Source organism: Lewinella sp., assembly GCF_050633125.1.
Taxonomy (GTDB): Bacteria; Bacteroidota; Bacteroidia; order Chitinophagales; family Saprospiraceae; genus Lewinella.
Map to the genome: position 1 here is coordinate 204,451 of NZ_JBOEFX010000021.1, position 11,165 is coordinate 215,615.

An 11,165-nucleotide genomic window follows, 5' to 3' on the forward strand; every position below is an offset into this window, starting at 1 on the left:
AAATTAATCGTCATGAGAAAGCCCAATAAACTCTTGCATTCTCCGGGTAAACGAACACGTCGGGCATATAGCGTCGCCGCTCGTGTTGGTTTTAGTTACTTGTGGCTTTATTGGCGGAAAAAGATATTCGGCCAAGCCTATTACGACCGGCGTATTATGGTTTTACACCAAAAAAACGCCACCAGGGTAAAGACGGCAGTACTGGAACTCCAAGGGCTTTTTATAAAGGTAGGACAATTACTTTCTATCCTGACCAACTTTCTCCCGGAGGCTTTTCAGGAGCCGCTGGAGAGCCTTCAGGATCAAGTGCCAGCGCGCCCTTACGAGCAGGTAAAGCAGCGGGTTGTTACCGAATTGGGCGCAGACCCTGAACAGCTTTTTGCTACGTTCTCAAAAGAACCATTAGCGGCAGCTTCTATCGGACAGGCGCATCGCGCACAGCTTAAGAGTGGAGAAGAAGTGGTTGTCAAAGTCCAGCATCTTGATATCGAATCTGTAGCCGAGGTAGACCTGAAAATAATCCAACGCTTACAATCGATTATGTCCTGGTGGTTCAACATTCAGGGTATGGAGCACCTTTATACGCAGGTGAGGCAGATGATCGAAGAAGAATTGGATTTCGTTGCAGAAGCCAGAGCCATGCAAGAGATTGCCGAAAATTTAAAAGAGGAAGAAGGCGTAGTTATCCCTATCGTTTTTGCTGACTATTCTACGGCTAGGGTAATGACCACAGCTTACCAAGCTGGGGTGAAAATCAATAAAAAAGAGCAGCTAGATAACTGGGGCGTAGATCAGGAAGCACTAGCGCGCAAAATATTAAGGGTCTACAGTCGAATGGTCTTTAAGGATGGCTACTATCACGCTGATCCTCATCCCGGCAATTTGTTGGTACAGGCCGATAGCACCCTCGTTATTCTGGATTTTGGGGCGGTGGCTCGCTTGCAACCTGTTATGCGAGAGGGCTTATCAGAATTGATCGAAGCCGCTGTCAAAAACGACTTGGCTGGCATGGTGGAAGCTGGCCGAAAAATGGGTTTTCTAGCCGCCGGGCGCGAAGCCGAACGTATGGCAGAACAAATGATCGATGCGATGCGTACTTTCATCCAGCAAGAAATTAAACTGGAAGGCCTAGATTTTAAAAACATTGAAATCGACCCTTTCAATAACAGTCTTTTTGAGCTTTTGAAAAATATTGGCATTGGTGGTATTACCAGCACGGTACAAGTTCCTAAAGAATATGTCTTGTTGAATCGGATGGCTACGCTGCTGCTAGGGATCAGTAGTACTTTGGCACCGCAGCTGAATCCGCTGGATGTGGTAAGGCCCTATGTTCAAAAATTTGTTTTAGGCGAAAAGGGGAATCTCGTTTCGTTTGTGACACGTGTGCTCCGTGATACCACCAGTCAGTTGTTGAGCATTCCCGGTGAATTGCAGGGCGTCCTTCGGCAAGCTCGCCAAGGCCAGTTGGATATAGCTTCCGTTGATACTCGCAACAGTGGCCGCTTGGTTTACCAGGGCCTCCGGCAACTGAGTTTGACCCTTTTATTGATTACTGGAGCTGCCTTTTGTTATCTTTTCTGGAAACAGTCCGAGGAAGTGTTACTGCAAATCAGTGGAGGGGCTTGCCTTGTTTTTGGCTACCTCTTGTGGCGTTCTGGGAGGAAGGCGAAAAGGGTATATTAGTTCCCTTTTGTGCGGTTATCAGCCGCAGAGGTACAGAGACGCGGAGTTTTTTATTGAAAACAAAGTAAACGTGGTGGTTATCACTTTATTAGTTGCCATTCTGCCTTGGTGATTTTATACCAATTGTGTGGTACCTGGCAGTATTCAAACTGATCCACTAACGTCATGCCTACTTTTTGCAATACTTTGTTTGAGCCAATGTTATCCAGGTCTGCTGCGGCATAAATTTCTTCGAACTGCCGTTCTTGGAAACCATATTGCAAGGATGCTATGCCTGCTTCTGTAGCGATGCCCTGGCCCCAAAATTTCTTTTTCAGGCGATACCCTAAATCGTAATAAGGAAAACCTGCACGAACAACGGTCTCGTATTTGAGGCCCGACCAGCCTACAAATTCGTTGGATGCTTTATCAATAATGGCTAGACGGCCAATGTCGTTTTCCTCGTATTGTTTTTGAATATCCTTGATCATCTCCTCCGATTCCTTGAGGTGCTTTACGGGCTGATTGCCTAGGTATTTATGAACCTCTGGGTCTGAGTCGAGTTCAAAAAAGCCGGGGGCGTCTTCTGCTTTAACGGCTCTTAAAATAAGTCTTGGGGTTTCGAAATAAGCATTCATTGGTAGGGTGTTTTTAATCCAGCTCCAATATCATCACTCCTCGGGCTGGTATTTGTAGCTGTTTGTCTAAGACATGAGGGGTACCTGTGAGAATATCTTTCCCGATGGTTACCCCTTCCAGTATTTCTGCAAACCGTTCCAGGTCCAGAGAAGTTCCTTCGTTGTTTTTATTGAAAGCGACCATCACCTTTTGTTCGTCGTTGTAGCGGAAGTAAACATAGGTGCCATCTTCGGGTAAAAAGTGGGTCATTTTGCCATAATGGACAGCTTCTGCACTTTTGCGCCATCGTAATAAAGTCTTGGTAAAGTCTTGTGCGGCCGCTTGCGCGCTGGTCAATCCATTACCAGTAAAGGCATTGATGGGGTCACCGGCCCACCCGCCGGGAAAGTCACTGCGGATATCACCGTGATCACCGGCGGGAGCGTTGCTCATCAAGATCTCCGTACCGTAGTAGATTTGCGGAATCCCCCGGGTTGTCGCAAAGTAAACCATGGCCATCCGAAAGAGGTCTTCGTCTTCATTGACTTGGCGGAAGATCCGGCTCATGTCATGGTTGTCTGGGAAAATGACAAGGTTCATTGGGTCGGCATAGAGGAAATCCTGGGCCAACATTTCGTAAGCGGTGATCCAACCGGATTTGAATGCTTCTTCTTCATTCAATGCTTTCACGAAAGCCTGCTGCAAAGGGAAGTCCATCAAGCTAGGGAGGTAAGAGGTGTAGCCGTTGGGGTTGTCTTTGCCGGCCTGCCAGTAGGCTACCGTGCTGGGGTTTTCAAACCACTCTTCACCAACGATATTGAGGTAGGGGAATTCTTCCATCACGCGGCGGGTCCATTCGGCCATGAAGTCTTCGTCGGGGTACGGATAAGTATCCATTCTGATGCCGGCAAGGCCCAGGTATTCTGTCCACCAAATGCTGTTCTGAATCAAGTAAGTGGCCATAAATGGGTTGCGCTGATTGAGGTCGGGCATGGTGGGTACAAACCAGCCGTCAGCGAATACCTTCTTGTCAATGGCGGAAGCGTAAGGGTCTTGCCAAACGGTCTTGCGGTGGTTGGTTTGGGTGTATTCGTCCCAGGTATTGATCCAGTCCTCGGAGGGTAAATCTTTCATCCACCAGTGCTCCAGGCCGCAGTGATTGACGATCATGTCCATAATGACTTTTACGCCTTTTTCGCGGCTTTCGGAAGCCAATAGTTGGTATTCTTCATTGGTGCCAAACCGAGGGTCGACACGATAAAAATCTGTGGTAGAGTAACCGTGATAGGAATAGGCCTCCATGTCGTTTTCCAGCAGAGGGTTTACCCAAATTGCGGTAAAACCAAGATCATAGATATAGTCCAAGTGTTGGCGCATACCTGCAATATCTCCGCCGTGCCGGCCACCCAAGGTGCTACGGTTAGCTTTTTCGCGCATCCCTGCGATGTTGTCATTATCGGGATTGCCATTCGCAAAACGGTCTGGAGTGATGAGGTAAAGAACGTCCGCATTACCAAAGCCCTTTCGCATGGAGAGGTCTTGATTGCGCGCCAAGAGTTGCCATTTTTGTTGTAAAACTTCTTTACCATTTCTGGTAAACGACAATACCACATCTCCTGCTTTGGCAGCGGCAGTTATTTTTAAATCGACGAAAAGATAATTGGGATTGCTCACCCTGCTTACCCGCTCGATATTCACACCGGGATGGGTAGTTTTAGGCAATAGGTCACCGATGTTTTTACCATAAACCAAAAGTTGCACCTCTGGATTATGCATACCTGTCCACCAGCTAGCGGGCTCAATACGCTCGATAGCGCTTTGGGATTGAAGGCCAAAACTTATCAATAGTAACAGGGAAAGGAAGGAGCATCTCATCGTTGCGTGTTTTTTTTGTACGAAAAGCTAAGATGAGAAAAATCGGATAATTGCAAACTTCCTTAATCCGCGTTTTTTGTATTCAGGTCAAAGTCGTCGTATAGTCCTATTTGCTTGTCATTTCGCAATTTCACCAAATAAGCAATCTGTCCAGTATGGTAAGAAAGGTGCTCTACGGCATGTAGAATGATCCCGACTCCGGAAAAGGTAAAGCCTTGCACCTGGCGTTTGTGCAACAAATCTGTATCAGAACAGGCGCTTACTGCTGCACAGGCCTCATCAATTGTGGTGCTGATTTTATGCAGCAATTCGGCTTTGCTGAGCCCCCCTTCTGTACTAAACTCCAGGTCGCGTTCTCGCACATCGGGTTGTTGTGCAAGCGAAGCAAGGATGTACTGGCTAATATTTCCGCAAAGGTGCAGGATGATATTGCCTACGCTGTTAGAAGAAGCGTTGGGGCGTGACCACATATCCTGCTCAGTCAATTGCTGGAAGCATTTGGCGATATGTGTTTTCTTCTCTTGGAAGCGGAAGATAGCTTGGTCTTTAAATTCTTGTTGGATCATATTCATCGCATTGCACCATAACTAACAATCATCCCTCCTGTGAAGTAGCCAGCTTCAATTCGAAATTCCACCCACCCGTATTTTACCTCTCCAGAGGATTCTTGTTTAAATAAAAAATATTTTGAAGTTGTTACGTCAAGGTTACCAGGAAGAAAAGGAGGTTTTGTTAATAAAACAGTGTTGTTGGTCCAGTTAGCGGCCAAAGGGATAGTATCTCCTTGTAGGTAGTCCTGTGCCATGAAATCTGCGTGAATTTCCACGGAAAAAGTATCGTACTCCATCAGCTCTTCTTCTGTGTAGTGCTCACAGAACCTACCGTCAATGTACCCATAAAAGTGCATTGTATCTTGCCCATCAATACTTGAAAAGTACCTTCGACAATATTCGCGCTCCACATACACCTGACTAATGCTATCTGAAATTTTAATTGGCCCTATTTGAATTTCCCCTCTTGGCGGGCCAGCAATCCCGTAGGACTGATCGATAAATTTAAAGTAAACATCGTCTTCTCCGTCCTTGTTGATGTCCAATATCTCTGTGAATTCACCACGAAACGCTATTAATCGTTTGACCACAAATTTATGAATAATACACTCTTCGGAATACTGCCCGATAGTTGGTAGAGGAAAGGTATCGCAGTTTACGGTAGGTTCTATGGGTATAGGAGGTGTATTGTCCATGGGGTCTTCGCAACTGAAGAGTACGGTTATCAAGAGTAAAGGAAGGAGTCCTTTTTTTAGCAATGAAATTTTCAGATTCTCAAATGGTGAGGGACATGGTAGCGAGGAGCGTATGTTTTTCATAGAGCGCAAGGTTTAAATTATAAGAGCCACGAGTGGTTTGATAGTATTTTTCATGCGATCCAAATTAAAATAAATCTAGCTAAGCTGCAATTGTAAGATCCCTACATTTATGTCAGGCATATTTCAAGGTAGCATTTTAGTTAGGGGGGCTGAGAAAGGAAGAGTCTTGAAGTATTTACCTAATTGTTGTCCTCCTTTGATCGTTAATATTGCGACTTCTAGAATTATGATTTTCTACGTGTAAATATAAGGTGTGTGGGTTCGTCATAAACTAGACTTGTTTTAGATTCACTTATCCGCCTCCACCTTATCAAAAACCAAGTCCTCCTCCCAGCCCAGTATTCTGGTTTTGTGAGCAATTAAATACACGCCGTGTTCAAAGTCGCCGGTAAAGTCAAAATAATAAGCAACATAGGAAACGCCTTCTTTGTGTTGTGGCCAGATATAGATGTCATTGATTCCCAAGGATTTTCTCAGATCTTTTACACCGTTAATTTCGGGGAAGTCAATCTCATCAAAACCAATAAATTCGATGTGGGTGGGATAAAGTACCTCTTTGGTGTACTTAAAAAACGCCTCGACCAGCTCCGCTTCGTGGTTTTTGATAAAATCAAGGGCTTCGAGTTGCTCTGGGGAAGGCTGGGCCACAGGTTCATAATCTTCTGAGCAGAAAACCATGGAGACCTCTCCTTTATCTCTTTTGGCCTCAGCTGTACTTCCCAGCATTTCATTGCCAGGTTGGTCTTTTTGAGTTAAACCAGGAAGGTTTAGGACAATTCTTTGTTCTTCGTTGTAATTCAAGGTTTCCATAAGTTGCTTTTACTTTATCCTACCAACGGGTGCTTATTTCCTTTAATCTGGTTGACCATGCCACCGTAGATCATCTTTTGTGCGCCAGGGCGTGTCACGAAGTCGTGCGGAAAGCCCAGGTCAATACTACTCACCTGCTCCAGTTGCTGCATTTGTTCTGCACTGATGGTTACGTCAAGCGACCCCATATTGTCTTTTAACTGGTTGAGTGTGCGTGCACCAATTATAGGGATGTGCCCCTGTTGGCTGATCCAGGCGAGTGCTACTTGGGCGGGAGAAACATCTAGTGACTGGGCTATTTCTACCACTTTGGCGGCAATCTTGTAGTTGCGTTCGTTGAGGCGATAGGAAGTGGTGCCTTCCATACGGCCGCCTGAGCCTTTACCGTTGTCTTTATTGTATTTCCCTGTGAGAATACCGGCTGCCAAGGGGCTCCAGGCGACTACACCTAGACCAAGTTCTTGACTCATTGGGAGCAGGTCGCGTTCGGGGGTCCGTTCGGTAAGGTTGTACTCTAGCTGGTTGCCAATAAAGCGTGACCAGCCTCTAAATTCTGCCATGGTATTGGCGCGCGCTGTCACCCAGGCCGGTGCATCGCTAATCCCGATGTAAAGGATTTTGCCTTGAGAGACAAGGTCATCCAGTGCCCGCATCATTTCATCAATGGGCGTCAGGTAATCATAAGCGTGTACCCAGAGCAGGTCGATATAATCGGTATTGAGGCGGCGGAGGCTCTGCTCTACGGATTGCACCAGGTTTTTGCGATGATTTCCGCTGTTATTGGGATTGTGAGTTGTATTTGAAAGCGTGTATTTCGTGGCCAAAACGACGTGATCTCGATCAGTGGAGATGAGATCGGCCAGAATGCGTTCGCTACTGCCCTCGGTGTAGACGTCTGCGGTATCGATAAAATTACCGCCAGCTTCCATAAAGGCGTCGTAAATTTCTTTTGCTGTGGCAGCATCGGAGCCCCATCCCCAATCTTTACCAAAAGTCATCGTACCTAAACACAAGGGAGAAACACGCAAGCCAGAACGGCCAAAGAGTTGATATTTCATGATATGGAAGTATTAATGTTCGCTAGTAATCACCACTAAGCCATTAATACAACAGAGGAAAAGTAATTGTTTTCACTTATGAGCTATTCAACTAGCAGAAGGTGCTGCATCACTATAACCCTGCCCGACCATTCTTTTTACAATCAGCCGATGAAAGGGTGCGATGATCGTCATATAAATTTTTCCGAAAGTATTGTTCAACTGGACCAGCGTCGTGACTTTTATATTATTGGTTGCTGCTTGTGTGTTATGAATCCCTACCCGAAATTTCAAATGCTTATCGTCTGCTCCCAAAATGAGCTGCTCATCACTGATGGCGTATATTTTGAAAAAACCGACATAACCACCAACAACAAAGTCTTCCTTATAGTCAGAAGGGATATCTGTTTTTAAACCAAATACGCTGACTAGCTTATTTCTCAACTCAAAAAGGGCAATGATCCACTTCGATTTTAGGGTGAAAATAAGTTTGGAGATTTCCTCCAGGCTATCCTCATGATTAGTCGTCGAAAAAGTGTCTGCAAAATCTAACGGGTCAAATAGCTTGCTGGTTTGCTCCGTAAGGAAAACTTCTTCCTTTTTACTTATGCGTGTATTGCTCATGACAGGATTGTTATAGTTCCCAGAATGATCGCGGCCGTCGCAGTACGACTTGGTAGTCGCGCACGGTATGCCAGATATAGACTACCGCGCAAATTGCTAGGAGTAATTTTCCAAAAGAGGAAAATAAGGCCAGTACCAATAATATCGGTGCGACTAAGAGGTAGGGCTTGCGGCTGTGGTGCCGATAATCGAGCCACAATTCAAGGGCACTACCTGTTTGCCACAACCATAACAACCAAAGTAAGCTCAAGGCCAGTACGAAGTTGTTGGTAGCCCAAGCCGCCAGGCCACCTGCACCTAAAAGCAATTGTACCAAACTGTCTATTTTTAATCTCGTTCTGCTAATCATAAGACTATTGTTCTTTTATTACATCGTAGCAAAGCTTGGTATAATAGCAGGCAAAAGCCATCGGAATCAACACCAAACCAGTAATAGCGATAACTACTTCAAAAGACTCACCGAGTCCAGTGTTGGCATACATGTATACCCCACTTAAAATGGCCAAATACGCGAGGGCTGCTACAAAGTAAATAAGTTTTTTGCGATTCCCTCGTATGCTGCCAATCAAGCCACTCAACAACTGGTAACAACCGAGGAAAAAGGCACAAATCATCATCAGCATGATCATTTCCCTATCATAAATAGCAGCTAATCCGGCCAAAATGAATAAAACCAGTAAAACAGCACTTATCCCAAAATCCAATTTGAGTAAGACAATTGGCGTATGATGGGATTTGCCGTTTGTGGGATTTATTATTTCTGCTAAGGGCGCATCCAAAACATCTTTGCTCGTATTCATAATTCAATGTTTTTCGATGAAATAGTAGGTGTTCTTTCAATTCTTAACCAAAGATAAACCTTTCTATCAAAACTTTCAATAATTATTGAAAATAAATTAACTACACTTTCCGTACTGAAGAAACTACACTGGATTTTCGAAAAACCCGAACAAAGGATTGTATGTTTACTATAGTAGTAAGACTTAAATAATCTATGATGAGTAATCTTCCTAGTCCTGAACAAGTAAGGACTATAATAAGCAGTCGCAGTTCTATCTTTCCGGCCATGTATACCGATAAGCCAATTAGCAAGGAGGTTATCGATGATCTTCTGGAAAATGCCAATTGGGCTCCCAATCACAAGAAAACAGAGCCTTGGCGTTTTAAAGTTATTCGTGGTGCTGCGCGACAGCGGCTGGCCGATTTTCTGGGAAGCACTTATCAACGGCTTACGCCGGAGGCTTCCTTTTCTGAGAGAAAGTTTAAAAAGCTCTCCACCAACCCCATCAAAGCAGATACCGTTATCGCCATCTGTATGCAGCGTGACCCTGCGGAGTCTTTACCTGAATGGGAAGAGCTTGCGGCTACAGCTATGGCTGTACAAAACCTCTGGCTTACTGCTACTTCGCATGGCTTGGGAGGCTACTGGAGCAGCCCTGGTTTGATTACCCACCTTGGGCCGTTTCTGAATCTTGCTGAAGGAGAGCGTTGCCTCGGCCTGTTCTACCTTGCACACCACCAGGCGCCAGCACTTCCCCGCGAGCGTGATGATATTAATGAAAAAGTGGAATGGATGACGGAATAACAGCCAAAGAAAGTTCGTATGAATAAAAACGTAGCTGGGGTCGGTGTTTAGGTGTGAGTATCCCTTGCTACAAAGCTTTTATAAAAGCTCGTACAGCACTTAGAGCAATAGTAACACTATCTTCTTAAAATTACTTACCTTTGCGGACTGCTAAACCAAAGCAAAGTTAATTTGAAAAACCAACGGGCAAATGAAAGCAGGTTAAACCTGCGTTTTCCCGAAGATTAATAATTAAAAGGGCTTCTCCATCACCCGGTGGGGGGGCTCCTCTATTTTACAAAACGACGACTTTTTAAACAGTAGAATTATGGGTCAAACAATTATGTATACTATCCCTATTTTTGGGATTCTCGCCTTGCTGTTCATGGCTTGGCGTTCCGCATGGGTAAGCAAACAAGAAGAAGGTACGGAGCGTATGAGCCGTATCGCCAAGAACATTGCCGACGGTGCAATGGCCTTCCTCAAAGCCGAGTACCGCGTACTGGCTATTTTCGTAATAGCAGTAGCTATTTTACTTGGCGTAACGGCTAACGCCGAAAACTCTAGCCCATTAGTGGCGGTTTCTTTCGTGCTAGGAGCTATTTGTTCTGCATTAGCGGGCTATTTTGGTATGCGTATTGCGACCAAAGCCAACGTGCGTACTACCAATGCCGCTCGTACGAGCTTGGGTAAAGCCCTGGAGGTAGCCTTTGCTGGTGGTTCTGTGATGGGAATGGGTGTAGTAGGACTGGGTGTACTCGGATTGGGCACCTTGTTCATCACTTATAACAGTATGGGTTGGGACATCAACAAAGTGATCACTGTTATCACTGGTTTCTCTTTTGGTGCATCTTCTATCGCACTGTTTGCCCGTGTAGGTGGTGGTATTTATACCAAAGCAGCCGATGTAGGTGCTGACCTTGTAGGTAAAGTAGAAGCTGGTATCCCTGAGGATCACCCGCTAAACCCTGCCACTATTGCCGATAACGTAGGTGATAACGTAGGTGACGTTGCAGGTATGGGAGCCGACTTGTTCGAGTCTTTCGTAGGTTCTATCATTGGTACAATGGTATTGGGTGCTGCTTTTATCGCAGTAATTGATCCTAACATAGCTGATCCTGCCCAAGCACTGGTTTCTGGTGCCAGAGAATTTAGCACTGGTAATCAGTTCAATGGTCTCAATGCCGTACTGCTTCCTTTACTTCTTGCAGGTGTAGGTATTGTTACTTCTATCATCGGTACTTTCTTTGTTAAAGTAAAAGAAGGTGGTGATCCGCAAAAAGCATTGAACCGTGGTGAGTTTATCTCAGCAGCGCTGATGCTAGCCGCAACCTTCCTGATCGTAAACTGGATGCTTCCTGAAACTTGGAGCATCAACGGCTTCGACTACNNACCAACATTATTGCTGGTTTGGGTGTAGGTATGCAGTCAACAGCTATTCCTATCCTTATTTTGGCAGTAGCCATTGTAGGTTCTTACTCATTTGCTGGCCTTTACGGTATCGCTATTGCAGCGGTAGGTATGCTTTCAAATACGGGTATCCAGTTGGCAGTAGATGCTTACGGACCAGTATCTGATAACGCTGGTGGTATTGCAGAAATGGCTG

Annotated in this window: 12 protein-coding genes and 1 pseudogene; 4 read left to right on the plus strand and 9 right to left on the minus strand. The window is 45.3% G+C overall.

Features of this window, described 5'->3' with window-relative positions; translation table 11 throughout:
• Positions 1-12: 12 nt before the first annotated feature.
• Positions 13-1,683: an ABC1 kinase family protein gene (locus ACRBG0_RS06325; RefSeq protein WP_431486059.1), complete on the plus strand. Its 1,671-nt coding sequence runs from the start codon at positions 13-15 to the stop codon at positions 1,681-1,683.
• Positions 1,684-1,763: 80 nt separating this feature from the next.
• On the opposite strand, the gene ACRBG0_RS06330 is transcribed toward ACRBG0_RS06325, so the two are convergent.
• The 9 genes from ACRBG0_RS06330 to ACRBG0_RS06370 form a co-directional block, all read right to left on the minus strand.
• Positions 1,764-2,300, minus strand: coding sequence for a GNAT family N-acetyltransferase (locus ACRBG0_RS06330; protein WP_431486060.1), 537 nt, complete (start codon positions 2,298-2,300; stop codon positions 1,764-1,766).
• A 13-nt stretch (positions 2,301-2,313) separates the two neighbouring features.
• Positions 2,314-4,155: a glycoside hydrolase family 13 protein gene (locus tag ACRBG0_RS06335; protein ID WP_431486061.1), complete on the minus strand. Its 1,842-nt coding sequence runs from the start codon at positions 4,153-4,155 to the stop codon at positions 2,314-2,316.
• 62 nt (positions 4,156-4,217) lie between these two features.
• Entirely contained in the window at positions 4,218-4,721 is a 504-nt protein-coding gene (locus ACRBG0_RS06340) for a DinB family protein (RefSeq protein ID WP_431486062.1), read from the minus strand.
• A 2-nt stretch (positions 4,722-4,723) separates the two neighbouring features.
• Positions 4,724-5,524 (minus strand): hypothetical protein, encoded by an 801-nt coding sequence (locus tag ACRBG0_RS06345; protein ID WP_431486063.1) that lies wholly within the window; start codon positions 5,522-5,524, stop codon positions 4,724-4,726.
• A gap of 288 nt (positions 5,525-5,812) precedes the next feature.
• Positions 5,813-6,334, minus strand: a complete 522-nt coding sequence (locus ACRBG0_RS06350; protein WP_431486064.1) for a hypothetical protein — start codon at positions 6,332-6,334, stop codon at positions 5,813-5,815.
• Between the two features lie 14 nt (positions 6,335-6,348).
• A complete protein-coding gene (locus ACRBG0_RS06355; protein ID WP_431486065.1) occupies positions 6,349-7,392 on the minus strand; it encodes an aldo/keto reductase in 1,044 nt (347 codons plus the stop codon).
• A gap of 87 nt (positions 7,393-7,479) precedes the next feature.
• Complete coding sequence (locus tag ACRBG0_RS06360) at positions 7,480-7,995, minus strand: DUF2867 domain-containing protein (RefSeq protein WP_431486066.1); 516 nt, start codon at positions 7,993-7,995, stop codon at positions 7,480-7,482.
• A gap of 10 nt (positions 7,996-8,005) precedes the next feature.
• The gene (locus ACRBG0_RS06365) at positions 8,006-8,344 is read right to left on the minus strand and encodes a hypothetical protein (protein WP_431486067.1); all 339 of its coding nucleotides are present in this window, start codon (positions 8,342-8,344) and stop codon (positions 8,006-8,008) included.
• 4 nt (positions 8,345-8,348) lie between these two features.
• Positions 8,349-8,795: a hypothetical protein gene (locus ACRBG0_RS06370; RefSeq protein WP_431486068.1), complete on the minus strand. Its 447-nt coding sequence runs from the start codon at positions 8,793-8,795 to the stop codon at positions 8,349-8,351.
• 194 nt (positions 8,796-8,989) lie between these two features.
• On the opposite strand from ACRBG0_RS06370, the gene ACRBG0_RS06375 reads away from it, so the two are divergent.
• From ACRBG0_RS06375 to ACRBG0_RS06385, 3 genes and pseudogenes are all read left to right on the plus strand, one after another.
• On the plus strand, positions 8,990-9,580 hold the full coding sequence (locus tag ACRBG0_RS06375; protein ID WP_431486069.1) for a nitroreductase family protein: 591 nt from the start codon (positions 8,990-8,992) through the stop codon (positions 9,578-9,580).
• A 307-nt stretch (positions 9,581-9,887) separates the two neighbouring features.
• Positions 9,888-10,949 (plus strand): sodium/proton-translocating pyrophosphatase (locus ACRBG0_RS06380; RefSeq protein WP_431486070.1); only part of this gene is annotated, 1,062 nt, incomplete at its 3' end.
• A gap of 2 nt (positions 10,950-10,951) precedes the next feature.
• Positions 10,952-11,165, plus strand: a pseudogene (locus ACRBG0_RS06385) (sodium/proton-translocating pyrophosphatase); the annotation flags it as partial.

Bases quoted from the DNA above. Each gene is read 5' to 3' on its own strand.
- ACRBG0_RS06325 (WP_431486059.1), top strand. From the start codon at position 13: ATGAGAAAGCCCAATAAACTCTTGCATTCTCCGGGTAAACGAACACGT.
- ACRBG0_RS06330 (WP_431486060.1), bottom strand. From the start codon at position 2,300: ATGAATGCTTATTTCGAAACCCCAAGACTTATTTTAAGAGCCGTTAAA.
- ACRBG0_RS06335 (WP_431486061.1), bottom strand. From the start codon at position 4,155: ATGAGATGCTCCTTCCTTTCCCTGTTACTATTGATAAGTTTTGGCCTT.
- ACRBG0_RS06340 (WP_431486062.1), bottom strand. From the start codon at position 4,721: ATGATCCAACAAGAATTTAAAGACCAAGCTATCTTCCGCTTCCAAGAG.
- ACRBG0_RS06345 (WP_431486063.1), bottom strand. From the start codon at position 5,524: ATGAAAAACATACGCTCCTCGCTACCATGTCCCTCACCATTTGAGAAT.
- ACRBG0_RS06350 (WP_431486064.1), bottom strand. From the start codon at position 6,334: ATGGAAACCTTGAATTACAACGAAGAACAAAGAATTGTCCTAAACCTT.
- ACRBG0_RS06355 (WP_431486065.1), bottom strand. From the start codon at position 7,392: ATGAAATATCAACTCTTTGGCCGTTCTGGCTTGCGTGTTTCTCCCTTG.
- ACRBG0_RS06360 (WP_431486066.1), bottom strand. From the start codon at position 7,995: ATGAGCAATACACGCATAAGTAAAAAGGAAGAAGTTTTCCTTACGGAG.
- ACRBG0_RS06365 (WP_431486067.1), bottom strand. From the start codon at position 8,344: ATGATTAGCAGAACGAGATTAAAAATAGACAGTTTGGTACAATTGCTT.
- ACRBG0_RS06370 (WP_431486068.1), bottom strand. From the start codon at position 8,795: ATGAATACGAGCAAAGATGTTTTGGATGCGCCCTTAGCAGAAATAATA.
- ACRBG0_RS06375 (WP_431486069.1), top strand. From the start codon at position 8,990: ATGATGAGTAATCTTCCTAGTCCTGAACAAGTAAGGACTATAATAAGC.